19 protein-coding genes, 1 tRNA gene and 2 pseudogenes are annotated in these 25,371 nt (G+C 62.3%); 15 read left to right on the top strand and 7 right to left on the bottom strand.

Annotation, left to right across the window (positions count from 1 at the left end; genetic code table 11):
• The first annotated feature begins 61 nt into the window (after nucleotides 1–61).
• From HQ394_RS17355 to HQ394_RS17375, 5 genes are all read left to right on the top strand, one after another.
• Nucleotides 62–2,233: a ComEC/Rec2 family competence protein gene (locus HQ394_RS17355; RefSeq protein WP_223291685.1), complete on the top strand. Its 2,172-nt coding sequence runs from the start codon at nucleotides 62–64 to the stop codon at nucleotides 2,231–2,233.
• Between the two features lie 178 nt (nucleotides 2,234–2,411).
• Nucleotides 2,412–2,888, top strand: coding sequence for a cyclic pyranopterin monophosphate synthase MoaC (moaC, locus tag HQ394_RS17360; protein WP_190261250.1), 477 nt, complete (start codon nucleotides 2,412–2,414; stop codon nucleotides 2,886–2,888).
• On the top strand, nucleotides 2,889–4,085 hold the full coding sequence (locus HQ394_RS17365) for a molybdopterin molybdotransferase MoeA (protein WP_190261251.1): 1,197 nt from the start codon (nucleotides 2,889–2,891) through the stop codon (nucleotides 4,083–4,085). It begins immediately after the preceding gene.
• Nucleotides 4,086–4,328: 243 nt separating this feature from the next.
• Nucleotides 4,329–5,081, top strand: a complete 753-nt coding sequence (gene lexA, locus HQ394_RS17370) for a transcriptional repressor LexA (RefSeq protein ID WP_190261252.1) — start codon at nucleotides 4,329–4,331, stop codon at nucleotides 5,079–5,081.
• A 170-nt stretch (nucleotides 5,082–5,251) separates the two neighbouring features.
• A complete protein-coding gene (locus tag HQ394_RS17375) occupies nucleotides 5,252–6,172 on the top strand; it encodes an aldo/keto reductase (RefSeq protein WP_317629047.1) in 921 nt (306 codons plus the stop codon).
• 126 nt (nucleotides 6,173–6,298) lie between these two features.
• On the opposite strand, the pseudogene HQ394_RS17380 reads toward HQ394_RS17375, so the two are convergent.
• The 3 genes and pseudogenes from HQ394_RS17380 to HQ394_RS17390 all read right to left on the bottom strand — a co-directional run.
• Nucleotides 6,299–7,603, bottom strand: a pseudogene (locus HQ394_RS17380) (DUF4921 family protein); the annotation flags it as partial.
• 86 nt (nucleotides 7,604–7,689) lie between these two features.
• A complete protein-coding gene (locus HQ394_RS17385) occupies nucleotides 7,690–8,142 on the bottom strand; it encodes a Mov34/MPN/PAD-1 family protein (protein ID WP_190261253.1) in 453 nt (150 codons plus the stop codon).
• Nucleotides 8,139–8,456: a hypothetical protein gene (locus tag HQ394_RS17390; protein WP_190261254.1), complete on the bottom strand. Its 318-nt coding sequence runs from the start codon at nucleotides 8,454–8,456 to the stop codon at nucleotides 8,139–8,141. The genes HQ394_RS17385 and HQ394_RS17390 overlap by 4 nt, the downstream gene beginning before the upstream one ends.
• Before the next feature lie 23 nt (nucleotides 8,457–8,479).
• On the opposite strand from HQ394_RS17390, the gene HQ394_RS17395 reads away from it, so the two are divergent.
• The 3 genes from HQ394_RS17395 (at nucleotide 8,480) to HQ394_RS21635 (ending at nucleotide 12,448) form a co-directional block, all read left to right on the top strand.
• On the top strand, nucleotides 8,480–9,460 hold the full coding sequence (locus tag HQ394_RS17395) for an RluA family pseudouridine synthase (RefSeq protein WP_190261255.1): 981 nt from the start codon (nucleotides 8,480–8,482) through the stop codon (nucleotides 9,458–9,460).
• A 114-nt stretch (nucleotides 9,461–9,574) separates the two neighbouring features.
• Nucleotides 9,575–10,459 carry an RNA polymerase sigma factor RpoH gene (rpoH, locus tag HQ394_RS17400; RefSeq protein ID WP_223291686.1) on the top strand — a complete coding sequence of 295 codons (885 nt, stop codon included), beginning with the start codon at nucleotides 9,575–9,577 and terminating at the stop codon, nucleotides 10,457–10,459.
• Nucleotides 10,460–11,293: 834 nt separating this feature from the next.
• Nucleotides 11,294–12,448, top strand: a complete 1,155-nt coding sequence (locus tag HQ394_RS21635) for a glycosyltransferase family 4 protein (protein WP_456151644.1) — start codon at nucleotides 11,294–11,296, stop codon at nucleotides 12,446–12,448.
• Between the two features lie 4 nt (nucleotides 12,449–12,452).
• On the opposite strand, the gene HQ394_RS17410 is transcribed toward HQ394_RS21635, so the two are convergent.
• Entirely contained in the window at nucleotides 12,453–13,367 is a 915-nt protein-coding gene (locus HQ394_RS17410) for a lipid kinase (RefSeq protein WP_190261257.1), read from the bottom strand.
• Between the two features lie 251 nt (nucleotides 13,368–13,618).
• Here HQ394_RS17410 and HQ394_RS17415 point away from each other — a divergent pair, with 251 nt between their 5' ends.
• From HQ394_RS17415 to HQ394_RS17435, 5 genes and pseudogenes are all read left to right on the top strand, one after another.
• A complete protein-coding gene (locus tag HQ394_RS17415; RefSeq protein WP_190261258.1) occupies nucleotides 13,619–15,424 on the top strand; it encodes a beta strand repeat-containing protein in 1,806 nt (601 codons plus the stop codon).
• Nucleotides 15,369–16,652: a calcium-binding protein gene (locus HQ394_RS17420; RefSeq protein ID WP_190261259.1), complete on the top strand. Its 1,284-nt coding sequence runs from the start codon at nucleotides 15,369–15,371 to the stop codon at nucleotides 16,650–16,652. The genes HQ394_RS17415 and HQ394_RS17420 overlap by 56 nt, the downstream gene beginning before the upstream one ends.
• A gap of 211 nt (nucleotides 16,653–16,863) precedes the next feature.
• Nucleotides 16,864–18,362: pseudogene (gene istA / locus HQ394_RS17425) on the top strand (IS21 family transposase).
• A complete protein-coding gene (gene istB / locus HQ394_RS17430; protein WP_317628934.1) occupies nucleotides 18,359–19,237 on the top strand; it encodes an IS21-like element helper ATPase IstB in 879 nt (292 codons plus the stop codon). The pseudogene istA and the gene istB overlap by 4 nt, the downstream one beginning before the upstream one ends.
• Before the next feature lie 588 nt (nucleotides 19,238–19,825).
• Nucleotides 19,826–20,575 (top strand): tyrosine-type recombinase/integrase, encoded by a 750-nt coding sequence (locus HQ394_RS17435; RefSeq protein WP_456151645.1) that lies wholly within the window; start codon nucleotides 19,826–19,828, stop codon nucleotides 20,573–20,575.
• A gap of 72 nt (nucleotides 20,576–20,647) precedes the next feature.
• On the opposite strand, the gene HQ394_RS17440 is transcribed toward HQ394_RS17435, so the two are convergent.
• Nucleotides 20,648–20,724 (bottom strand) — tRNA-Met (locus tag HQ394_RS17440).
• 110 nt (nucleotides 20,725–20,834) lie between these two features.
• Entirely contained in the window at nucleotides 20,835–21,497 is a 663-nt protein-coding gene (locus tag HQ394_RS17445) for a carbonic anhydrase (RefSeq protein WP_223291687.1), read from the bottom strand.
• Between the two features lie 191 nt (nucleotides 21,498–21,688).
• Between HQ394_RS17445 and HQ394_RS17450 the strand changes: the two genes are divergently transcribed.
• Nucleotides 21,689–21,940 carry a hypothetical protein gene (locus HQ394_RS17450; protein WP_190261262.1) on the top strand — a complete coding sequence of 84 codons (252 nt, stop codon included), beginning with the start codon at nucleotides 21,689–21,691 and terminating at the stop codon, nucleotides 21,938–21,940.
• A gap of 354 nt (nucleotides 21,941–22,294) precedes the next feature.
• On the top strand, nucleotides 22,295–23,251 hold the full coding sequence (locus tag HQ394_RS17455) for a D-2-hydroxyacid dehydrogenase (protein WP_190261263.1): 957 nt from the start codon (nucleotides 22,295–22,297) through the stop codon (nucleotides 23,249–23,251).
• 498 nt (nucleotides 23,252–23,749) lie between these two features.
• Here HQ394_RS17455 and HQ394_RS17460 read toward each other — a convergent pair whose 3' ends face one another.
• Nucleotides 23,750–24,997: a hypothetical protein gene (locus HQ394_RS17460; RefSeq protein WP_190261264.1), complete on the bottom strand. Its 1,248-nt coding sequence runs from the start codon at nucleotides 24,995–24,997 to the stop codon at nucleotides 23,750–23,752.
• Nucleotides 24,998–25,371: the final 374 nt, after the last annotated feature.

The following is a 25,371-nucleotide window of genomic DNA, read 5'->3' on the forward strand; positions in this document are numbered from 1 at the left end:
AGGTTAGTTATCGTCGCGACCGGCGCTGTCGGTGTGGGACAATAACCTGTTGGGGGTAGTTATGCCCTTTGCTCTCCCATGGGCGCGCGCCGCAGCCGGGCTGCAGAGGGTCGGTCTGTTGCACCTTGCGCTCGCGCAAGGCGTCAAGGAACGTGACCGATACTTTCTTTGGACGCCGGTGCTGGTCGGTTGCGGTGTGGCGGTCTACTTCATCCTGCCGGTCGAGCCTTGGTCATGGATCGGCGCGGTCGCCGTCCTCGCCGTTCTGGTCATCCTCGCTCTCAAGCTTCGCCACCGGAGCCTGACGACACCGTCACTGCCCATTTGGCTATTGGCCTTGCTGTTCGTAGCACTCGGGTTCAGTGCCGCTCAGCTGCGTACCCTGCGGGTCAGCGCCCCTTTCCTCACCCATCGGGTCGGGCCAATCAGTCTGCAAGGCGATATGGTCGAAGTGGAGAGCTTTGCCTCCGGGTCGCGGATCACCCTCGATCACCTGACCATCGCCGGGTTCAGTGCCGCGGAGACGCCGCAGCGTGTCCGCCTCCGCGTCCGCGGCACAGGGGTCATTCCCCGGCCGGGTGAACGGGTGTCGCTGGTGGCGGTGCTGGAGCCACTGGCAGCTCCCAGCGAACCAGGCGGATTCGATTTCCAACGCTACGGCTTTTTTCAGCAGCTGGGGGCGGTGGGGTTCGTCGTCGGCACCATTCGCACCGTCGACGTCGCTGCCGACAAGGCGATGTGGCCGGTGCAGACTTGGTTCCAGGCACTCAGGATGAGCATCGGTGAACGGGTGCGCCAGGAGCACGATGACGCCGCTGGCGCCGTCGTCATCGCCCTCCTGGTGGGTGAAACCACCGGTATTCCGGCGACAACGCTTGCAGCGGTGCGGGATGCAGGATTGGCGCATCTGCTCTCGATCTCCGGTGTCCACATTGGCATGGCCGCGGGCCTACTGTTCTTTTGGACCCGCTTGCTGGTCGCCGCCGTCCCTTGGTTGGCGCTACGGGTCGAGCCAAAAAGGTGNGCAGCGGCGATCGCAATTGCCGGCGCCACCTTCTACGCGATGTTGTCTGGCAATTCGGTCCCGACACAGCGCTCGCTGTTGATGTTGACGGTGGTGATGATCGGGGTGTTCGTCGGTCGTCGGGCGATCTCGATGCGGCTGCTTGCCTGGGCGGCGCTGGTCATTCTGCTGACCCAGCCGGACTCCATGCTCGGTGCCAGCTTCCAGATGTCCTTCGCGGCGATGGTGGCGCTGATCGCTGCCGCAGAGCGCAACGCGCGGGCGCCGAGGCAGGCAGTGCACGACCAGCCGCGGGCGCTACGGCGAGGGCTTGTCTATCTGGCGGCGATTGTCGGCTCGTCCGTTGTCGCCACCCTCGCCACCGCGCCCTTCGCCATCTTTCATTTCAATCGACTGGCGTTGCTAGGGGTCATAAGCAATCTCGTCGCCATCCCGCTGACCGGCTTCTGGATTCTTCCCTGGGGGATGCTCACCCTGATGCTGATGCCCTTCGGCTGCGAAAGCTGGGCGCTGACGCCCATGTGCTGGGGAGCCTGGCTGCTCATCCATATCGCCGAGACGGCTGCCGCAGTCCCAGGCGCGGCCATTCTGTTACCGGTGCTTCCNTGGATGGGGTTGGCCCTGGTTGCCTTGGGCGGGCTGTGGCTATGTCTGTGGCAAAGGCGCTGGCGCCTAGCCGGGCTGATGGCGATTGCCGTCGGCATGGGGTCGATGCTGCTGGTGCAGCCGCCCTCCATGCTTATCGAAGGCGATGGCAAACTGATCGGTGTCCGGCTGAGTGACGGATCCATGGCGATGTCGCGACCGTCCGGCGCGCGCATTGCTCGCCGCAGCTGGGCCCAACGGAACGGTGAAGAGGCGTCGACGGAGGTCTGGCCGAAGACGGGCCTGCTTGACGGCGGCCGGCTGCGGTGTGATCCGCTCGGTTGCGTTTATCGCCTCGGGACGCGGGTGGTGGCGATTCCGCGCCTCGCCACTGCACGCGCCGACGATTGTCGCGAGGCGGATCTGATCATCGCTGTCGACCCCTTTCCGCCGCCGTGCCCGTCGGCTGCGCACGTGCTCGACCGCTGGGATCTCTGGCGCGGCGGCGCGCACGCCATCTGGCTCGAACCCACAGGCATTCGCATCGAAACGGTCAGCGATGGCCGCAAGGGTCGTCCCTGGGCAAGAACAAGCGCGGCGGCATCGCCCGACGACGACTCGTAACCGTCGCGCCTTGTGCCGCTCGTCTGGTGGCGAAAACGGCCGTCACACCGCGAAGACGCTTGGTGATGCCCGTCCGAGCGCCTACCTTTTCGGTCGTGCTTGATCTGCGGCGATGATCGCCGCTGCGCGAGACAACCAACGCGGTCAGCGGATACCGAGCGGAAGCGGCCAGGATGACATGAGCCAACTCTCACACCTTGATCGCGACGGCCAGCCGCGCATGGTCGATGTGGCAGCAAAGCCGGTCACAGCGCGAAGCGCGACCGCCGCCGCTAGTGTCTATCTGAACGAGGAGGCATTCGCCTTGGCGGTGGAAGGCGTGAGCGCCAAGGGCAACGTGTTTGCTGTGGCGCGCATCGCCGGCATTATGGCGGCGAAGCGCACCGCCGAGTTGATCCCGCTCTGCCATCCGCTGCCGCTGAGCCACGTCAGCGTCGACTTCGACACCGATGCGGTCGAACGGTGCATCCGGATTCGCGCCACCTGTCACGTGTCGGCACAGACGGGCGTAGAAATGGAGGCGATGACGGCAGCGTCGGTTGCCGCCCTCACCATCTACGACATGTGCAAGGCGGTGGATCGAACCATCCGCATCGCCGATCTGCGGCTGATCGCCAAATCCGGCGGACGCTCCGGCTCGTTTGTTGCCGCATAGATGATCTCGGTTGTCGAAGCGCGCCGGATCGTCGTCAGCCGGCTACAGCCCTTGCCGTCGGAGAGTGTTTCATTGCAGGCGGCAGGTGGCCGTGTTCTCGCCGCCGATGTGGTCGCGCGGATTTCCCATCCGGCAACGGCGGTCTCCTCCATGGACGGTTACGCGGTCAAGGCTGAGGATGTGGCGTCGCCGCCGGCGACCTTGCGGCTGACCGGGATTGCCGCCGCCGGCAGCGGCTATGCGGGCGCCGTCCGGACGGGCGAAGCGGTGCGCATTCTGACCGGCGCCCCCTTGCCCGATGGCGCTGACAGTATTGTGATCCAGGAGCATGTTCGTCTTGAAGGTGACCACATCATTGTCCGGCGAGCGTCGCCACCAGGACGCTGGATTCGACCGGCAGCGATGGATTTCCAGCAGGGTGAGACGCTGCTGCACTCCGGACGGCGGCTGACCGCTAGCGACTTGGCCCTGGCGGCTGCCGCCAACGTTTCGTCACTCCCGGTGCACCTGCGACCGCGGGTCGCCTTCCTCGCCACAGGCAGCGAACTGGTGCTGCCGGGTGAATGGCGCGACCCGGCGCAGACGATCAATTCGAATAGCGTCTATCTCGGNATGGCAATTGCAGCAATGGGGGCTGTCCCGCTCGATCTCGGCGTTGTCGCCGATGATCGGGACGCGCTTGCCGCTGCGCTGGAAGCGGCGACAGGGGCAGACCTCATTCTCACCGTTGGTGGTGCCTCGGTGGGTGATCGGGACCTCGTTCGCCCGGTGCTCGCCGACCTTGGCTTCAGCCTTGGTTTCGAACGCGTGGCGATGCGCCCTGGCAAGCCCACCTCCTTTGGCTGGCTGCAGGGGACGCCGGTGCTCATTTTGCCGGGCAATCCGGTGTCAGCGGCGGTGACGACTCTCCGCCTTGCCCAGCCGATGATTGCGGCGCTGCTTGGCGCTAGCGACGCCGAACATGCGGAGCGTNNTTCGCCACCCTCGGCACCACTTCCCGCTAACGATGAGCGCGAGGACTATATCCGCGCCAAGCTGGCTGTCTCCGCCAGCGGCAGAATGGATGTCACCCCCTTTGCGCGCCAGGACAGCGCGTTGACCGCGCTGTTTGCGGCGGCGGATTGTCTCATTTTACGTGCGCCGCACGCTCCGCCGGTTGGGGCTGGCGATATCGTCCCGATCATTTTGTTACATTAGGCCCATTCGCGGCAAATCTTGGCCTATTTTGGTCGACCTCTTGCGATAGGCTTACTAATGCGCACGGATCGGCTTGACCTCTTCTCGGAACTAAAGTAGAACGCAGTATCGTTTGCTCTTTGTTCTGGCGCTTGGTGGTGGTTACGGCAGCGTCGCAAGGGCGTACGGTGGGGAGCGTGGGCTGGCGCCGGCAATCTTGGCCCGCCCCGATGGTGTCTGGCGAGAGGAATGGGGAATTCTGGCATGCTCACACGCAAGCAGCATGAACTCCTGATGTTCATTAACCAACGGCTGCAGGACGCAGGCATTCCTCCGTCCTTCGATGAAATGAAGGACGCTCTTGGTTTGCGTTCCAAGTCAGGAATCCATCGCTTGATCACCGGACTGGAGGAGCGGGGATTCGTACGCCGCTTACCGCATCGGGCACGTGCGCTCGAGATCCTGCGACTACCAACCAACATGGCGACCAACGTGGCGACTGACGCAGCGAAGGCCGAGCCTACGAAGGCTGGATATCGGGCGATGGAAATGCTGCCGCCCAACGTTGTCCGGGGCGAGTTCCGTACCGCGACGAGCGAAACACCGCCGCCCGTTGCCGCCAGCGTGAGCGCTATAGCCTTGCCATTCCTCGGTAAGATCGCCGCCGGGACGCCGATCGCGGCGATTCGCGACCAATCGCGGTCGATCGAGGTGCCACCGGATCTGCTCGCCCGCGGTGAGCATTACGCCCTCGAAGTGGAGGGCGATTCGATGATCGAGGCCGGTATTTTCAACGGCGACACGGTGATCATTCAACGCACGGACATCGCCGAAAACGGGGCTATCGTCGTCGCCCTCGTGGACAATGAAGAAGTGACGCTGAAGCGATTGCGGCGGCGTGGCAAGTCGATCGCCCTTGAGCCGGCCAATCCCGCTTATGAGACCCGCATCTGTGGACCGGAGCAGGTCAAGGTGCAGGGTAGGTTGATCGCGCTCATTCGCCGCTATGATGCCTGAAGGTGGTCTGAGCGAGAGTCCCGCCGCAATTGGTGCGCGGGCGCGCGGCGGCTGAAGATGGCGGCTGCGGCCGGTCGCGGCGTGGTCAGCGGAGGAGAATAGCAATGCAATATCGCCGGCTCGGCCGCGACGGTCCGTTGGTATCGGCGCTGGGGCTCGGCTGCATGGGGATGAGCTGGGCCTACGGTGCGGCTGATGAATCGGAGGCGATCGCCACCATCCACCATGCCATCGACCGCGGCGTCACCCTGTTCGACACCGCCGAAATGTATGGTCCGTTCACCAATGAGCGGCTGCTCGGGCGGGCGATCGCCGGGCAGCGTGACCGCCTGGTGATTGCCACCAAGTTTGGCTTTCGTTTCAACAAGGACAACGTCGCTACCGGCACCGACAGCCGGCCAGAGCATGTGCGCGAAGTTTGCGACGCCTCGCTCGGCCGCCTCGGCATCGAGGTGATCGATCTCTTTTACCAGCACCGCGTTGACCGGGCAGTGCCGATTGAGGACACCGTCGGTGCCATGGCTGACCTCGTGCGCGCCGGCAAAGTGCGCTATCTCGGGCTTTCGGAGGCCTCGGCCGCCACCATCCGCCGGGCACACGCCGTGCACCCGATCACCGCCCTGCAGAGTGAATGGTCGCTCTGGGAGCGGGACATCGAAGCGGAGATCCTGCCGACACTGCGCGAACTGGGCATTGCTCTTGTCCCCTTCTCGCCGCTGGGCCGCGGCTTTCTCACCGGTCAGGCGCGGCCGGCGGAAGACTATCCTGCAAGCGACTATCGCCGGCAGGACCCACGGCTGCAGGTGAACAACTTCGCTGCCAACATGCGGCTGGTTGATGCGGTGCGGGTGATCGCGGTTGAGAAGGCGGCTACGCCGGCGCAAATCGCGCTTGCCTGGCTTCTGGCCCAGGGCGAGGACGTGGTGCCGATCCCAGGGACCAAGCGCCGACACTGTCTCGATGAGAATCTGCGGGCGCTCGATCTGCGGCTGTCGAAGGATGATCTGGCCCGCATCGCTGCCGCGGCGCCACCTGGAGGAACTGCCGGCCCACGCTATGGCGAACGGATGATGGCGCTCGTCGACCGCTAGGAAAGCGCCGGCCCGATTGGCACCGGCACGAGGACGGTCGGACCGGCGGTTGCGACTAACGGCTGAGTGGGGGAACGCCGGGTTCTCCTTGTCTTCGCGCCGGACGGCTGGATTGTATTTCAGGCAATTGGGTACGCAGGCACATTCGAAGGCGATCTTCATCGGCGCGATTCGCCCCTCGTTCTTCAGCTGAAATAGTCGCGGCACAATCTTGTCGCGCAACGACTCGGGATCGATGGTGTTGACGTAGATCATCGTCCCGCCCTCGAATCCGGCTGGATTCGAGACGCGCCACTTGATCTGTACCCGCCAAGGCATCGGCACGTCGGCATCGGGCGGCTTGTAGTGCCATTCCTCGTTGCAGGGAACACCCGTGCCCATGGCGGCGTGACAGGCGTGCACTAGGTCGGAGACCCCGTGCAATTCCGCCTCCGAGTGGTTCCATGGCTCGCAGCGTTCGCCCTTGGAGTAGATTTCCAGCGTTGGGAAGCGGTGACCGAAGCCGGCGAAGGCGATGGCGTGATCGTTTTCGGCGAAGACGAGGTTGCGATAACCGGCGTAATTCACCGCTGCCTCATTGTAGATATTGGGGTTCGCTCTGGCTTGACGGATCTCCACGTCGTTCGACGCTCCGCGGGTGTCGATCGCGACCAACTGTTTGTGCAGATGATCGAAGGAAGCACCGGCCGGCTTCAGCCAGTTCTGAAAGACAACCACGTAACGGACGTAACGATTGATGAGGTAAAGATCGCGCATCGCCTCAATGGTGAAGCGGAAGTATTGATAATGCTCCTCCGGCGTCATCGTCCCGGACGATGCCAGCTGATTGTCGTGAACCGCGCCGTCGACGTAATGGCGGCGGGGAATGATCAACTCGTGGCCGCCACCGAAGAAGGCATCGCTCAGCTTAAGCTTCTCCTCCTCCGCCATCGCGTGGATCGCCGCGGCATCGACGCCTGAAAGTCCGAGGCGCGCCTCCACCACCGACAGTACGTGGCGGCGTCCCGTCTCTGTTGACAGGTAGTCCTGCTGGCGCAGTTGGAGCGCCGTTGACATGGCGTAGCCGAAGTTCTTCTGCCAATAGTCGTGGGTGACGATCTCGAACAGGTTCGGGATGCGGCGGAATTCCGCCACGCTTGCGGTCAATGCGGTTGCCGGCAGATTGCTGATGCTTTCCCAGCCGTCCGCGCTCTTGACCAGACGCGCCTTTTCCGGCGGCGTTTCCAGCATGCGACCACTGCAGAAGGCGCAATGGTGATCCTTTTTCACCGGATCAAGTGGCACGCCGTGCTTGTTGTCGTCGCCGAGGGGCCGGCTGCCACGTCCGGGCACGGTCCAGACCTCGGTGCCGGTAAAGGGATTGATCTGCTTGACTGTACCGTCGGCCATGCGGGTGAGGTAGGCGGCCTGGGGAATCGGCTCCGGGATCATGCGGGGTCTCCCTCGGTCTGGTTGGTAAGGTTACGGCATGGCGTGAACACGGCTGGCAGTAGCGATGCCGGCAAGCGCTGGCGTCGTCAATTGCCTTGCGCGACCGAACCGGTCACATCGATCTGCAGCCTCAGCGGCAGGAAAGCGGTTCCGTCCTCGTTTGGCCGAAAGGCGAGCAGGTCACCGCTGCAGCCGCGGCTGACGGCGACGATAAGCCAGATCAGGTTGGGCTCAAACGCCATCGCCAGATCCTCGGCCGACGGGGTGGCTGGATGATCGGGGTGCGAGTGATAGTGGCCGAGCATGGTTTCGTTGCTGCCACGTAGATCGCGGAGCAGCTGGAAGTGGGCTGCCGGATCCACCTCGAAGCGATGGCGCCGGTCGCCGCCGCTTACGTTCCGGGCGGCAACCGCACGAACAATGGCGATTTGTCCCGGCCGGTCGCTTCGCCCCAACAGCAACCCGCAGCATTCCTCCGGATATGCGCTCTCCGCAGCGCGCCGAATGGCAGCGGCGACCGTTGCCGAAAGGACGATCACGGCCGCAGCCAGATACTGCCGGTGGCTTGGCCCGTCTGCGTATCGATGATAATGATTCGCTCGCACGGCCCTGCCGGTCCGATGCGGAGATAGAGATGCGCACCATCGGGCTTCATCTCGGCTACGGTGCAGTCCACCGGCAGCGGGATGCGCGCCTCGCCGAAGGTGGCGATGGGTGCCGCGGCGGGGGATTTGCCGCGGAACATCTTGTATTGGGGATCGCTTGCCTTCTGGGATATTCCATAGACGAGGAGGGCGATGCCACTCGCCAATAGGACGCCCAAACCGATCACCAGCGCCTTGACTGCCTGCATTGCCGGCACTTTCCTTTAGTTGCATGAACGAGCGTCCACCTGCGGTTCCCCCTTACACCGTCCTTGTGACCGCCGACAAGGCGGGAACCCGCCTTGATCGTGTCCTCGCCGCCGCGCTGGCCGAACTCTCCCGCAATCGGGTGCAACAATTGCTTGCGGCCGGGCAGGTGGTGCTGGCCGCGGACGGCGAAATCGTCCGCGATCCGGCGCGATGCGTGCGTCTCGGCGAAACCTACGCGGTCACCGTACCGCCACCGCCGCCGAGCACAGCAATCGCGCAACCGATACCGCTCGACGTTGTCTTCGAGGACGATCACCTGATCGTGATCGAAAAGCCGGCGGGTCTGGTGGTGCATCCGGGAGCCGGGACACCGGACGGGACGTTGGTTAATGCGCTCCTTGCCCATTGCAAGGGCGGTCTGTCGCCGATCGGTGCACCGCTCCGTCCCGGCATCGTCCATCGTCTGGACAAGGACACCACAGGATTGCTGGTGGCGGCAAAGACCGAAGCGGCGCACCGGTCGCTGGCGGAGCAATTTGCCATGCATACGGTGGAACGTGCCTATTATGCGGTGGTCTGGGGGCACCCAATACCAGCAAGTGGTCGTATGACGACACGTATTGGCCGATCCGATCGCGACCGAACGCAAATGGCGATCGTTGCGCAAGGAGGGAAGGAGGCGATCACCGATTACCGCACCCTACGCTGGCTCGGAGCATCGGCGGCGCTGCTGGAGTGCCGGCTGGCGACCGGGCGGACGCATCAGATCCGGGTGCATATGGCCGCCCTTGGCCACCCCTTGGTGGGTGACCCGGTCTACCGCGGACGGCGGCAACGCTTCGCCGCATCCACCGGTGACAAGGTTCTGCCGCTTTGTCCGCGACAGGCGCTTCACGCGTTCTTGATAGGCTTTATCCACCCAGAAACCGGCATAAAGGTTCGTTTTGAATCCTCTTTACCTCATGATATCAATTCGTTGATTAGTTTTTTAGAAGGACACTAAGGGGCTGTATACTTGATCTGCCGGGTTGGCTATCATCGTTCAGCTGGGTGAAGAGGGGATGTCATCCGCAAGCTGAGGAGGTGCGGCGAGAGTCCGTAAGAGAAGGAGCGAACGATGCGCGGACCAAGTTTCGATATTAACATGACACCGGATCGCAACCTCGCCCGATATCTTCAGCAGATCCGTAAATTTCCCATGCTCAGCCCCGAAGAGGAGCAGGAGCTGGCGATTCGCTGGGTGGAGCAGGGCGACGTACAGGCAGCGCACACGCTTGTTACCAGCCACCTCCGTCTCGTCGCCAAGATTGCGATGGGTTACCGAGGCTATGGCCTGCAACTGAGCGAGCTGATCTCGGAAGGCAACGTCGGCATGATGCAGGCGGTCATGCGGTTCGACCCCAGCCGCGGCTTTCGCTTGGCGACCTACAGCATGTGGTGGATCAGGGCGGCGATACAGGAGTACATCTTGCATTCCTGGTCGTTGGTGAAAATGGGAACGACGGCGGCGCAGAAGAAGCTGTTCTTCAACCTGCGCAAGCTCAAGGGCCAGATGCAGGCGATCGAAGATGGCGACCTACTGCCGGAGCACGTCACCTCCATCGCAACCCGTCTGAACGTCCCCGAAATCGACGTGGTTCAGATGAATCGGCGCATCGGCAATCCCGATACGTCGCTGAATGCACCGCTGCGTGAAGAAGGCGAAGGCGAATGGCAGGACTGGCTTGTCGACAACGATGACGGTCAGGAAATCCGGCTCGCCAATTCAGAAGAGATGCATTCGCGGCGGGAACTTCTGGAAGGGGCGATGCGGTCGCTGTCCGAGCGTGAGCGGCAGATACTTGCCGAGCGCCGCCTGAAGGAGAATCCGACGACACTCGAACACCTCAGCCAGCGCTACGGCATCAGCCGCGAACGCGTGCGGCAGATCGAGGTGCGCGCGTTCGAAAAGCTGCAGAAATCGGTCAAGAATGCGGTGATCGAGCAGCGGCTGACCCATTGAACCGCCGAGTCGAGCCGAGCTAAGTCGGCCCGGTCCGGCGGCGAAGCGGCTGGCGCCGCTGGCAATTGACGCACGAGGGTGACGTTTGCTCCCTAAGCGGGGCCTCCGGCGTGGATAATCAACTCAGGGCGGGAAAAACCGCTCGACCGACCTGGGCGATTGTCGCATGCTGCCAGCGATCGCCGGTTTTCGCTGGCGACTCGGTTAGGTATCGATCCGAGGGCTAACCTGAACGTTCCGACGCACGACCCTCGCGGCAAGGGCAGGCCGACCCCCAGCGGTTACTCACCGCGGGGAGAAAACGCCTCAGCGGCGGCGGTCAGTTCCGCCAACGCCGCGATCTACTATGTGGACGACGGCTATCGCCTCGACGGCCCGAAACTGATGGGCCGGCAGGCGGCNGGAAACGGCTTTCTGACCGGATTTGCCCGCCACGCTGCCATCGACGGCTTCTGGACGCTGATCAAGAGCGCGCCGTCGGCAGAAAGCTTCAAGCAATTCGTCTCGCCGTTGCGACCGGATCTGCCGGTGCACGTGGTGGGCCCGCATCGCTGTGGCGCCCTGGCCAATCCCGGCTGCCTCTACATTCCTGCTCCCGGATTGCGCGAATTTGCTTGGTCGCGCATTCATTTCGGCGATCGCGCCTGGAGCCTGTGCGGAGTTATTCACACCCTGGCCTCTGCCGGCGCGATGGACGATATCGCCGGCCTGCTTGTGGCACCGGTGCGCCACTGGGATGCACTCATCTGCACCTCCGAGGCCGGCAAGCAGGTGGTCGCCAGCCTGCTCGATTCGCAGCGCGAATACCTCTCCTGGCGATTGGGCGCGACGCGCATGGAGACGCCGCAACTGCCGGTGATTCCGCTAGGCGTTGATTGTGATGCCTTCGAGCGAACGGAGGTCAGCCGCGGTGGCGCCCGCCAGCATTTCGGCATTGCTGAACACGAGGTGGTGGTCCTCTTCTTCGGCCGACTGTCTTTTCACGCCAAGGCGCATCCGCTCGCCATGTACCAGGCGCTGNNGGCCGAGCGGCGGGGGGCGCGGCCGGTGGTGTTGATCGAGGCGGGCCAGTTTCCCAACGAGAAGACGCGAGAGGCCTTTGATCAGGCGCGTGGCGCTGCCTGCCCGCAGGTTCGCCATGTCCGCGTCAACGGCAAGGACTTCGACGCCTGCGGCAAAGCCTGGGCAGCAGCGGACATCTTCTGCTCGCTCTCCGACAATATCCAGGAGACGTTCGGGTTGACGCCGATCGAGGCGATGGCGGCGGGTTTGCCGGTGGTAGTCAGCCACTGGGATGGCTACAAGGACACCATCCGCCATGGGGTTGACGGGTTCTGCGTGCCGACCGCAATGCCAGCGCCGGGCTTGGGCGGAGACCTGGCCTTTCGCTACGCCTGCGAGGCGGACTCCTACGATCGCTACATCGGCCACGTCAGCCAGTTTTCCGCCGTAGACGTGGACGCTGCGGCGGCCGCCTTCGCCCAGTTGTTTGCCAATCGTGATCTGTGCAGGCGTATGGGTGAGAGTGGCCGCCAGCACACGCGCGAAGTGCTCGACTGGCGGCAGATCATTCCCCGTTACCAGGAGTTGTGGTCCGAGCTTGCGGCACGTCGTGCCGCCGCAACCGCCGAAACCGAAGCTCCCCGCCGCTGGCCAGCGCGGCCGGACCCATTCACCCTGTTTGCCTCCTATCCGACGTTGCCGGTCACGCCTGACGTGCGGCTCTGCCGCGGACGGGTGGATAAGTCGCTGCTGGTGCGTTTTCGCAGCCTTGAAATGGTCGGGGCGATGCGTGCCGTCCTGCCGCCGGAACCGCTGACCGAGCGGATCCTGGTGGTCGTACCGGAAAAAGGCTCGGTCACCCTGCACGACCTGCTGGCACAGATTGCGCCGGAGCATCGCAACATTGCCGCTCGCGTCGTCTGGCTCGCAAAGATGGGCGCGATCACGATCATTCCCCCGCTGTCGCCACGTCGGCAAGCGCGGTGACGGGTTAGCCGTCATTGATTGGCTGTAACCCTGGCGCTTGATCGGGTGCGAACACGCGCAGTGCGGCGCGAACCACGTCGAACACTGCCGGTGTCTTGGTTATCACTTCGCCATCCACATTCACTGGCATCGGTCGTTTCGTCTCGATGCGAATTTCCGCTCCATGCCGGCTATGGATGTCGGGCACCGGCCGATGCGTTCCCCAGCGCAACTGCGGCGCCAGGGTCATCAATCGCCACCAGGGATGCGGCGGTAGGGCGTAGAGGTCGAGGCGGCCGTCATCGATTGTCGCGTCGTCGACGATGGTCATGCCGCCGCCGTAATGGCGGCCGTTGCCGACGGCGATCTGGATCGTCTCGATCACCTCGGCGGTGCCGTCACAGTTGATTTGGGCGTGAAAGTGCTTCGCTGCGCGTACCGCCTCAACTACAGCGAANNGGTAGGCCAAAATCCCCCATCGCTGCTTTGCTTCGCAAGTGAGCCGGTCGGCGATGTCGACACTGAGGCCGACGCTGGCGACATTGAAGAAATGGCGCCCGTTGACCCGGCCAATATCGATCAGCCGCGTCCGCCCGGCGGCGATCACCTTCGCAGCGGCGATGAGCGCAAAGGGAATGCCAAGGGTGCGCGCCAAATCGTTGGCATTGCCCATGGGCAGAATGCCGAGCACAAGACCGGTCTCGAGCAGCGTATCTGCAGCCGCCGATAAGGTTCCGTCGCCACCGCCGATGATAATAATGTCAAAATGACCCACAGCATCGCGGATCAGGCCGGGAATGCGTCGGGGTGAACGGACATAGCTCAGTGATCCGGTGATGCCGGCGTCTGCCAGGACGGCGAGCGCGCGGTCAAGCGGTTGCTTGCCCCTCGTCCCCCGTCGATTAACGATCACCAGCGCCCGCTGCTGGTTCGCCCGCATGAATGGTTCTCCTCCCCGGATCGCTGTCGTGGCTGCGCAATGCCCCAGGTATATGGGTCGGCGGCGCTGCCGTTAATCCGTGCACGACGGTTAAGCAGGGAAAAGGTGCATGACGCGCGTGTCACCGAACCTTCTCAAGACGCTCCCTCGACTCCACTGGAGGGTGAGATTAGGCTTATCTAATGCGAGTGTTGGGGGAGGGGGAAGACGCCGAGACGGCTGGACTCCCTCCGCAACAGAGGGAGGCCGCCATGGCTACGCTCATTGGTACCGACGCCAACGAAACTATCACCGCAAGCTTCGTTTCGCCCAGCGTGGCGCGAACGCCTGCCGGAAGTTTTCCTGGGACCGGAGCGGACTCCATCGACGGTGGCGGCGGCAACGACTCGCTCGACGGCGGCGCCGGCAATGATACGATCCTTGGCGGGGCGGGTAATGACACGCTAACAGGCGGCGACCCCAACGGCAGCGATTCCCTTGACGGCGGCAGCGGCGACGACTCGCTGATCGGCGGCAACGTCGTGGGGATCGGCAGCGGTGAAGACACGGTTTCCGGCGGCGCCGGCAATGATACCATCGTCGCCCACATCGACAGCGACAGCATTGTCCTGTCGGGGGATGCCGGAAACGACAATATCCAGCTGAGTGCTGTTTTCTACAGTTCCGACGCTGCCACGATCTTCGGCGGCGACGGGGACGATACGGTCGCTTTCTCTACGTCCATCGGCGGCAACATCGCTGTTTCCGGGGACGGCGGGAACGATAGCATTACTGGGTATTCATATGGGGGCGGCACGATCTCCGGCGGCTCCGGGAACGACACGATCGATGTCACGACGTGGCACGATATGCAGATCGTTGGCGGTGACGGCAACGATAGCATCGTTGGTTTCATCCACGAGTACGCGGGTGGGACGGTCGAGGTCTTTGGCGGCGCCGGTGACGACACGCTCGATGGCGCGATTAACACCCGTCACAACTCTGGCCACATCTCCCTCTATGGCGATGATGGCAACGATAGCATCAGCGGCTATGCAGCCACCGCCCTGTTCGGCGGCGCCGGCAACGACACCCTCCACGCTTCGACCTTTAACGATGCCACCCTCGACGGCGGCGAAGGCGACGACCTGATTAACAAGCTTGAGGTAAGCAATTTTCTCGACGGCAACGTTTCCATTGCCGGCGGCGCCGGCAATGACACCATCGATAGCGCCACGTTTGGCTTTGGCAACCTTACGATCGATGGGGGCGCCGGCAACGACGACATCACGGCGCAAGCAGGCGGGTACGGGTCATACAGCGTGAGGATCGATTGTGGCGGCGGTAATGATACCGCCGATGTCACTGCCAATTACTTGAGCGTGAGCATTTTCGGCGGGGCCGGCAATGACAGCCTCGTTGCGTCCGGGACAGGTTACAAGGTCAGCCTCTACGGCGACGATGGGAACGACACGGTCATCGGCTCGAGTAATTACGCTTATTCCGAATTTTACCTCTCCGGCGGGGTCGGCAACGACAGTCTCGGTAACGGCGCCGGCGATGCGACGCTGGATGCTGGAACCGGCGACGACACGCTCACCGGCGGCGCCGGCAACGACGTGTTCCGCTTCGAGCCTGGCGCTGGCGGCGAGAGCGATCGCATCACCGATTTTACCGACGGCGCCGACCTGATCGACTTATCCGCCTATCACCTGCGCTGGGATGAGATCGGCCGCACCGCGATCAGTGGCGGAGTGGAACTGCATCTGCCGAACGGCGATGTGATCACCGTTCTCGGCGCGACACTGGCCACCCTCACCGCCAGCGACTTCATCGGCCTGACGGGCGCAGGTCCGGGCAATGACTCGCTGGTTGGTACTGACGGCGCCGATACGCTGATCGGCTTCGCCGGCAACGATACCATCGCCGGGCTGGGCGCCGGTGACAGCCTCGCCGGGAGGAGCGGCGACGACTCGCTGCTGGGTGGCGACGGTAGCGATACCCTGTGTGGCGGCATCGGCAATGACACGATGGGGGCGGCGATGGCAACGACTTGGCCTGGGAGTCGGTGGCGATGATTCGTTGCAGGGCGTTGGTGGCAACGACTCATTGTTCGGCGACGACGGCAACGACACCCTCGCCGGCGGTCTCGGTGCCGATAGCCTCAACGGCGGCTTTGGTAACGACCTGATCGGCGGCGACGACGACAACGACAGCGTGCGCGCCGGCGCCGGCGACGACAGCGTCACCGGCGGTGAGGGCGATGATTCGCTGATCGGTGGTGCGGGCAACGACACGCTCGACGGCGGTATGGGCAACGACACGCTGGACGGTAGCGACGGCTTCGATTGGGCGAATTACGCTGCCGCCACCGCTGGCGTCGCCGTTTCACTGGCGCTCGGCGGGCCACAGAATACGCTTGGCGCCGGGACGGACGCCGTGCACCGGATCGAGGGGCTGGTGGGCTCCGCCTACGCCGACACGCTCATCGGGGATGCCAACGACAACGTGCTTGACGGAGGAGGCGGTAATAACAGCCTCGTCGGCGGCAGCGGTGACGACACGCTGCTTCAAGGATATGGCAACGCATCGGGCACGCTGAACGGTGAAGACGGCAACGACTCCCTTGCGGCCAGCCTGGGCAAGGACAGCCTCGTTGGCGGCGATGGTAACGACACCCTTTTCGCCAGCCAAGGCGACGATACCCTTGATGGCGGTGCCGGCAATGACTCGCTCGATGGCGGCGGTAACACGGACCTGGCCTCCTATGCTTCGGCATCCGCAGCCGTCAACGTTTCGCTGGCGATTGCTGGGCCGCAGCATACGCTGGGTGCTGGCATTGACACATTGGCGCACATCGAACAACTCGCCGGTTCTGCGTTCGATGACACGCTGACCGGCTTCGCCAACGGTTCATACGATAGGCTGATTGGCGGTGCCGGTGCCGACCTGCTCAACGCTGGCTCCGGTGACGACAAATTCGTCTACACCGCGATCACCGACTCGGGGCTGGGTGGCAGCCATGACACGATTGTTGGTTTTGGCGGCATCGGCGTGAACGGGGANGACCAGATCGACCTCTCGGCGATCGACGCCAATATGGGAGTGGCGGGCAATCAGGCGTTCAGCTTCATTGGCACCGAAGCGTTTACCGGCGTTGCCGGCCAACTGCACGCGGTGGCCACCAACGGCGGCGCCGACAGCCTGATCCAGGGTGACGTCACCGGCGACGGCGTCGCTGACTTCGAAATCCTGGTGAAGGGTGCAGCGGCGACGGCATGGGTGGCCGCGGATTTCATCCTGTAGACGTGCGGCGTGTTAGTCGGGCGCCTCGAAGAACCGCTCGTATTGGCTGCTTGGTCGTGATTCCTTGGTTGGGTTGGGGATCAGGGCGTGAGCGATGGGTGTGTATGGCGGTGACAAATTAGGCCACGTAGCGGCGGTGATTGGTGCTGCCGCGCCGGAGTAAAATCTGGCCAGTGGTTAGGCGGTCTCTTTTTTGTGGGGGCGGCCGGGGATGTTTGCCGTGGAAGTCTACGCCGCCGTTCGGCATTTCGTTTTCATCGAGGGCAACAGCCGGCGTGAGGCGGCCCGGGTGTTCGGGCTGAGCCGTGAGACGGTTTCGAAGATGTGCCGGTTCTCGTTGCCGCCCGGCTACACGCGAACGAAGCCGGTGAAGAAGCCGAAGCTTGGGGTGCTGCTGCCGGTGATCGACGCCATCCTCGAGGCCGACAGGATGGCGCCTTCGAAGCAGCGGCATTCGGCCAAGCGGATCTGCGAGCGACTGCGCGACGAGCACGGTTATGCCGGCGGTCTGACGGTGGTGAGGGACTACGTCCGGGTTGCTCGGGGAGATTGCGGGAGACCTTCGTGCCGCTGGCTCATCCGTCCGGTCATGCGCAGGTCGACTTTGGCGAGGCGATCGGCGTGATCGGCGGCGTCCGGCAGAAGATCCACTTCTTCTGCATGGACCTGCCGCAATCGGATACTCCTTTCGTGAAGGCCTATCCGGCGGAGACGACGGAAGCCTTCCTCGACGGGCATGTGTCGGCATTCGCCTTCTTTGGCGGCGTGCCGTTGTCGGTGCTTTACGACAACACGACGCTCGCGGTGGCGAAGATCTGCGGCGACGGCAGGCGGGAGCGCACCCGGGCCTTTACGGAACTGCAGAGCCATTACCTGTTCCAGGATCGCTTCGGCCGTCCCGGCAAGGGCAACGACAAGGGCAAGGTCGAGGGGCTGGTGAAGTATGCTCGATCGAACTTCCTGACGCCGATCCCCCAGGCGGCAAGCTTCGACGATCTCAATGCCATGCTGGAAGAGCGCTGCCGGCAGCGACGAGGCGAACGCGCCGGTCGCCACGGCGAAACCATCGGCGAGCGTCTCGTCGCCGACCTCGAAGCCTTCCGGGATTTGCCGGCGGTGCCATTGGAGCCGAGCGAGAAGCGGGCGGCCCGTGTCTCATCGACCGCCCTGGTCCGCTACCGCGGCAACGACTACTCGGTACCGACGGCATACGGCTTCCGGGATGTTGTGGTGAAGGGCTTCGTCGACGAGGTGGTGATCCTTTGTGCCGGCGAGGCGATCGCCCGGCATCGTCGCTGCTATGGCACGGGCACCTTCGTATTCGAGCCGCTGCACTATCTGGCGCTGATCGAGACGAAGCCGAATGCCCTCGACCAGGCGGCGGCGCTGAAAGACTGGGATCTGCCGGAGGCGTTCCAGCACCTGCGCCATCTCCTCGAGGCGCGCATGGGCAACCGCGGCAGGCGGGAGTTCATCCAGGTGCTGCGGCTGATGGAGGCGATCCCGATGGAGATGGTGGCGAGCGCGGTCAGCGAAGCGATCCGGCTCGGCGTCATCGGCTTTGATGCGGTCAAGCAGATTGCTCTGGCGCGCGTCGAGCGGCGGCCGGCCCGGCTCGACCTGACGGCCTATCCACATCTGCCGAAAATGGACGTCAGGATGACGGCGGCGGCTGACTACGCCGTTCTCGTTCCCGGGACAACGGCATGACCGGCAAGGCGGGCGCTGATGCGATGCCGGCGGGAACGACAAGCGGCACACCGCAGGTTCTGCTGGCGCATCACCTCAAGCAGTTGAAGCTGCCGACCGTTCTGCGGGAATACGACAAGATCGCCCGCGAATGCGCACGCGACGGCGTCGATCATCCCCGCTATCTGCTGCGCCTGGTGGAACTCGAACTGATCGACCGAGAACGCCGAATGGTCGAGCGGCGGATCAAGGCAGCACGCTTCCCGGCGGTCAAAAGCCTCGACACCTTCGACTTCACCGCGATTCCCAGCCTCAACAAGATGCTGGTGCTCGAGCTGGCCCGCTGCGAGTTCATCCTGCGCCGGGAGAACGTCATCGCGCTCGGCAACAGTGGCACCGGCAAGACCCATGTCGGGCTCGCCCTCGCTCTTGCCGCCTGCCAGAAGGGGTTCACCGTCGCCTTCACCACCGCGGCCGCCCTCGTGCACCAGTTGATGGAGGCGCGTGACGAGCGCCGCTTGCTGAAGCTGCAACGCGATCTCCAGTCGGTGATGTTGCTCATCGTCGACGAACTCGGTTACCTGCCGCTGTCGCCGACCGGGGCGGAACTTCTGTTCGAGGTGTTCTCCCAGCGCTACGAGCGCGGCTCGACCCTCGTCACCTCCAATCTGCCGTTCGAGGACTGGACCTCGGTGCTGGGATCGGAACGGCTCACCGGCGCGCTGCTCGACCGCCTGACCCACCACGTCCATATCCTCACCATGAACGGCGACAGCTACCGGTTGAAGCAATCCGCCGGACGTCGTCGTCCCCCCACCGCAGCCGATCGGGCGGAGCAAAACCAGACCACCGCCGAGACCGTCGATCCCGAGACCGGCGAAACCAGCAAGCCCTGATCCCCGAGGCAAAGCCGACGCACGGCAAGGGGCCCGATCGGGCCCCTTGCCGTGATTGCACCGCTCTCGCCCAAATGGCCTGCTTTGACTCCGCTACAGTGGCCCAGAATTGCTCCGCCGTTGACATCCGGCGGAGAGTCTGGAACATCCGCTCCCTCGACTTCGCGCTCGACACACTGGCAGGCATCGAGCGATCAATACATCCGGAAGTAGTCAAGTCGGGGCAGGAAGCACCGAACAGGCTCCTTGAGATGCTCGGCGATGACCCAGATTGATCTGCGCTACGTCAGCGGTCGCACCAACAAGAGCGGCAAGACGCTCTACTACTGGCACCGCCGGGGTTTTCCCCTGACACGCCTTTATGGCGACCTGCAGTCACTGGAGTTGGCCGAACAGGCGACCAAACTGAACCTCGCCGCCGATGGCGGTGGCCTCAAACCGGCCGGGGATACCGTTCAGGACGCCGAACCGGCACGCAAGAACAGCATCGGCTGGTTGATCGACGATTACCTCGCCAGCAACACCTTCGCCTCGAAGGCCGAGCGCACCCGCGACGACTACCGTTACTACCTCGGGCAGATCAAAGAGATGTTCGGCGATGCTCCGATCCGCGATCTGGAGCCGCCAGAGGGTCGGGTGTTCATCTACCGCTTCATCAATCGGTTCGCCGACAAGCCACGCAAGGGCAACCACTTCCGTGCCCTGTTCTCGGTCATCTGCAGCCACGCGCTGCTGATCAACAAGCTGAAGAGCAACCCGGTCGACGGCGTGCCGCAGCTCAGCACCAAGCCAAGGCAGCAGTTCTGGACCTTCGAGCAGGAGGAGACCTTCCTCGCCACCTGCGACGACGAGATGATCCAGCTCGCCTTCATGCTCGGCGCCTACACGGCCCAGCGCGAGGGCGACCTGCTCGCCATGGTGTGGAGCCAGTTCGATGCCCGCGAGAACACGCTGGCGTTACGGCAGAACAAGACCGGCGCGCGGCTGCTGGTGCCAGTGCACCGGACGCTGCGTGCGTCCCTTGACCGCACTCCACGGCAGGGGCTCACCATCCTCACCACACGCAGCGGCAAGCCGTTTCGCGAGGACTACTTCCGCCACCGCTGGCGCGACGCCATCCTGCAGGCCGGTCTCGATGGTCTCCGCTTTCAGGACCTGCGGCGAACTGCTGTCGTCCGCCTCGCCGAAGCGGGGTGCACCGATCCGGAGATCGCCGCGATCACCGGCCACTCGCTGGAGCGGACCCGGCAGATTTTGGAGACCTATCTNCCCCGAACCCCGGAGATGGCGCGCAACGCCATGGCCAAGTGGGAGAGCAAACCGGGAACGAGAGTCTAATCGATCTGTCTAATCGACTCGAAAATGAGTCTAATCGATCACCCTTCGTTCTTTGTAACCCTTTGAAATCGTTGGTAGCGGAGGAGGGATTCGAACCCCCGACACGCGGATTATGATTCCGCTGCTCTAGCCAGCTGAGCTACTCCGCCCCAGGGGCACGCCTGAGCGTTGCCGTTCAGGAGCGTCTGAATAAGGCCGATCGCGAAACTCTGTCAAGCTCGCCTGAGCGTCATGGTGCGAGCGACTTCCGTTGTTGTGGTCATCCGTCCTGTAGTTCGGCGATGAGGTCAATAGTCAGCGGCAGGAAGCGGTCTTCGCTTGCTACGTAGACGTCGATGCTGCCGCTGTGCAGATCGAAATGCCAGCCGTGCAGCCGCAGCCGACCGTCTCGCACCCGCTGCTCGATCCAGGGAAACGTCAACAGGTTGGACAGCGAGGTTTTGATTGCCTCCCGCTCCAGCTTGTGTAGCTGGACCTCCAGCGGCTGGTTGCGAGCGGCGATCAGCGTCCGACGACGCGCTTCGCCGGCGATATCGAGCCAGTTGTGAATGAACTCGTGCTCCTCCGCCGTCGTCGGATCGTTGGTGAGGAGCGCCTTGATGCCACCGCAGTTGGCGTGGCCGAAAACGATGATGTGCTGCACCTCGAGCGCGATGACCGCGAACTCAAGGGCTGCACTGATGCCGTGCTTCTCCTCGTCGCGCGCACACGGCGGCACCAGATTGGCGACGTTGCGCACCATGAAGATATCGCCCGATTCCGAGTTGGTGAGGATGGCGGGATCGACTCTGGAATCGGAGCAGGCGATCATCGCGACCTTCGGTTCTTGCTTCTGCGCGAGTTGATCGAAGAACTGGCGCTTCGGCGCAAACGTGTCTCTTTGGAAGTCGAGAAATCCGGCGGCGAGTTTGCGAAGCGGCACGGTCGTTCGTCCCTTGATCTTTGACGGTTTTGCCCGGACTGCGTCCGGCGGAATGCATGATGGGCTGAAGCGGCAGACGCTGCAAGCGGGAGATGCTGCAATGCGGAATGTATGGGTCGCATTCGCAGCGGCGATTACCAGTCGTCGTTGCCCTTGCCGCCACCGAGGCATGCAGGAAGGAGTGCGCTGCCATGCAAATAAGCATCATGACAGCACACAAAAAAATTCATACCATCTCTGTTATTGAGCTTGAAGATTTGACGCTCATCGGCCTAAAGCGCAACAAGGTTGAGATCGTCACTGTGCTGATGATGAGATCGGGTGGCAGTATCACTCTCGATAGTTTGCTTACCCGTCGAATCCAAAATAAAGACGCGAAGCGCGGACCTATAAGAAGAAAAAATGTTTACGGAGAGCGCCGGGACTGTATGCGGCCGTCTTGAGGACGGCCGTAATTTTGTGATTCGCTGGCCGGCATGCTGCTTTCTGTCCGTCAACCGCCTCTGACTATACCGCAAGCGCGCAATCGCTTGTGCAGCGTCCTTGATGGCGGTGAGACGCCTGGTCATCATTTTTTCGTCCTCCTGTTGACGCGTTTGGCCGCTGGTCGTCGTTCTTCGACGGCGCGTGTTTGCCTGCGGGCGCTATCCGGTTCTGTCAACCAAGCAGCGCTTGCCCGATGACGCGCTCGCCGGCGGCCTTTAAGCTGGCCGTCTGCATGCTTGGCAAGCAACCACCGGCGCCGGTCAGCAATGCAAGAACAGATGCGTAAGAATACGCTAATGGGAGGCCGAACCATGACGACGACCCTTGTCTTTCTTGATCGCGCGACCCTGTCACCCGAGGTGGTGCTGCGGGCGCCTGGCTTTGCCCACCGCTGGATTGACTATCCCAACACCCGCGCCGAGGAGGTTGCCGGCCGTGCCGCCGACGCCGATATCGTCATCTCCAACAAAGTGCCGGTGCGTCGCGAGGCACTGGAGCAGTTGCCGCGGCTGAAGATGATCGCCGTCGCCGCCACTGGCTACGACATGATCGACATCGCCTGCTGCCGTGAGCGGGGCGTCGTCGTGACCAACGTCCGCGGCTATTCGACGCCATCGGTCTCGGAACACACCTTTGCGCTCATTCTCGCCCTGAAGCGCAGCCTGCCTGCCTATAGTGATGCGATGCGGCAGCACCGCTGGGAGGCATCGCCGCTGTTCACCATCCTCGACTTTCCAATCCGCGATCTCGCCGGCTCGCGCCTCGGCATCATCGGCAAGGGTGCCCTCGGCCAGACGGTGGCGGCAATCGGCCGCGCCTTCGGCATGACGCCGCTGTTTGCCGCCCGCAAGGGGACGCAGGGCGCCGAGCCGCCTTACACGGCGTGGGACGAGGTGTTGGCGACCAGCGACATCATCAGCCTGCACTGCCCGCTGACGCCGCAGACGCGAGGGCTGATTGCCATGCCGGAGTTCCGGGCGATGCAACGCCGGCCGCTGCTGATCAACACCGCACGCGGTGGCTTGGTCGACGAGGCTGACTTGGTCGACGCGGTAGAGCAGGGGCTGGTCTCCGGAGTCGGCTTCGATGTCTCGCTGCGCGAACCGCCGGCCGTCGACAGCCCGCTGATGCGCCTCGTCGACCGGCCAAACTGCATCATCACTCCGCACGTCGCCTGGGCCAGTTACGAGGCACAGTCACGCCTCGTCGAACAGCTCATCGGCAACATCGAAGCCTTCGTCGCCGGCACTCCCACCAATACCCTGTAGGGCAGCCCTATAATCGTGCGTCTCACGCGGGCTGGCGCAGTGGGCCGGTCAGGCGAGTGAGCTCGCCGCGCGGCGCGATCCCGGCGATGCTCGCCTTGCTCCCCCTTCACCGGTGCCGTCGAATGTCCCATGATCACCTTCCTCCCTAACTCCAAGATAGCACGGAAAGAAGGTTAAGAAGACACTTCATCGCCTCGGACACATGGCAGCGACAGTTGGAGAAGATCAACGAGCGGTTCGGCGGTTCGGCGTAATCGCCAACCTCGGTGTTGACACCGAGAGTAACACCGTTGTTCCCTGTGGAACCCCTTGGATCAAACGACCGCTTTTACCCTAATATTTGCCATGTTTTCTAGTTAACCAAAACTGTCAATGTCTTCTGCAAGATATTGCTAGAGATGCGCTTCAGACGCATAGACTGAACGTCCCTAATTTTGTCTCGGAGTGCGCGAGCAGCGGCGATCTGTGCTTCATTATTTACCACTATAGTTGCAGAATTCAACAATTCTTCATCTTGCGGATGTTCGGAAAGTTCTGCTTTACCTCCCATAGCGGTGACTCGTTCGTCGATAATCTTGGCAACATCCCGACTGGAAGGGCGAAACACGATTCTGACCGTAGCTCATTCAGGGACAGCTCCTGCCTAGACGTCACCTCGGTAACGCCAATTGTTGGGAAACGAATGCCAAGCTGCCATACAAACCCTGGAAATGGTGGTCGCGGAAGCTGCTCAACTTGTAAGAGGCTCGCTAAGCACTGAGCCACGTTGGTCCTTGGCCATGCAACTACTGACGCGACGTCGCCGGTCTGTTCTACGACTAGTATCAGGTCGATATCGCGCATGTCTGGCTGTTTGTAAGCATGCAGACAATCGCTGATCATATTTGGGTGTTGGTTCTTTAGGTATTCTTCGGCTAGCGCGTCAAAGTCCGACCCTCTCGGCGTCTTGGCGTAGGTCGATGCGATTTCCAACAGCCGGTCAAATTGTCGCTTATACGGAGATGGAACGATCTTATCAAAGAATAAGTTCCCAAGCGGCACAAGCGGAGCTGTTAAGAGAGCGGTAATAAGCACTGCAAGAATGTTGCATAGAACGCTTTTTTTCCATGTAGTAGATAGAACACACTTAATCGCGTAAATGTACCGTAACAACAGCAAGAGCTGCAGGGTACAGAATACCAGGGTGATGACGATGGCAAACCAGAACGCAGACTGGTAGTGGAGCTTTTGAAGCCATGGAAGTAGAGGGTACGACAGACTAAACACCAAGAGTCCAATGACACCCCATGTGCCGACTGTGTAGGCACAATATAGGTAGAGGTGTTGGAATTCCGCGTTCATCCGCAAAATACGTGCCGACAACCTCAGTGCGTATGCGAATAACGCAACCAAAAGAATGAGTGGAAACGCCATGATCACTAGGCGAATAGTGTCAAGTGAAATGATGGTATTCTGAAATACGGCAGTAAAATCGGTAACAATCTCTGGAAGATTCCGGTGTTCCAGCACATGGGCCGCACAAAATATGTAAATTAATACTGAAATAGATAAGTAGGTAGTAGGGCGTGCATACAAATTATAGATTTCGAAATTATTCAATCTGTCTGTGTTTCTCAATCGTTCGCTAAGTAGAAAATCGTGGGCCGTGCGTATGTATCTCCCAAAAAACATAATACCCCAAAAGAGAGCTGAATCGAATTTTTCACCGATATCATCCGATTTTGTCGACGTTCCTGAATTGCTCACTTGTCTACTCCGCGATCTAGCAGTGCCTAATCATTGTCGGTCAGCATCGCGCGCACCGGCAGCTCCAGCTTGGCCTTATGTTCCGCAACCAGCACCCCAAGATATGCAATCAGGCTAAGAATAACGTTGCTATAGTACTAGGTTTGAATTCTACCGCAACGGCCGGAAGGTGTACATATATGCGGCGTAGAAAGAGCGTTAATTTCATATCAATATTGTTACTAGTAGGGCCAAATAGCTTTAGCGTATTCTAATGAATGGCTTTGCCATTTGCGCAGGCCTTTGAAAGGGCTGGGCAGCTACCACCCGCAGCGTCTGCCTGTCGTCTATTTCAAACCGATGCTTATGGCGCAAGTCGTCGATAGGGACGCGAG

The organism is Defluviicoccus vanus (assembly GCF_014672695.1).
Lineage (GTDB): Bacteria > Pseudomonadota > Alphaproteobacteria > Rhodospirillales > Defluviicoccaceae > Defluviicoccus > Defluviicoccus vanus.

Excerpts from the sequence above, each read along its gene's own strand:
- moaC (WP_190261250.1), top strand. The coding sequence starts at position 2,412 with ATGAGCCAACTCTCACACCTTGATCGCGACGGCCAGCCGCGCATGGTC.
- lexA (WP_190261252.1), top strand. The coding sequence starts at position 4,329 with ATGCTCACACGCAAGCAGCATGAACTCCTGATGTTCATTAACCAACGG.
- HQ394_RS17375 (WP_317629047.1), top strand. The coding sequence starts at position 5,252 with ATGAGCTGGGCCTACGGTGCGGCTGATGAATCGGAGGCGATCGCCACC.
- HQ394_RS17390 (WP_190261254.1), bottom strand. The coding sequence starts at position 8,456 with ATGCAGGCAGTCAAGGCGCTGGTGATCGGTTTGGGCGTCCTATTGGCG.
- HQ394_RS17395 (WP_190261255.1), top strand. The coding sequence starts at position 8,480 with ATGAACGAGCGTCCACCTGCGGTTCCCCCTTACACCGTCCTTGTGACC.
- rpoH (WP_223291686.1), top strand. The coding sequence starts at position 9,575 with ATGCGCGGACCAAGTTTCGATATTAACATGACACCGGATCGCAACCTC.
- HQ394_RS17415 (WP_190261258.1), top strand. The coding sequence starts at position 13,619 with ATGGCTACGCTCATTGGTACCGACGCCAACGAAACTATCACCGCAAGC.
- istB (WP_317628934.1), top strand. The coding sequence starts at position 18,359 with ATGACCGGCAAGGCGGGCGCTGATGCGATGCCGGCGGGAACGACAAGC.
- HQ394_RS17450 (WP_190261262.1), top strand. The coding sequence starts at position 21,689 with ATGCAAATAAGCATCATGACAGCACACAAAAAAATTCATACCATCTCT.
- HQ394_RS17455 (WP_190261263.1), top strand. The coding sequence starts at position 22,295 with ATGACGACGACCCTTGTCTTTCTTGATCGCGCGACCCTGTCACCCGAG.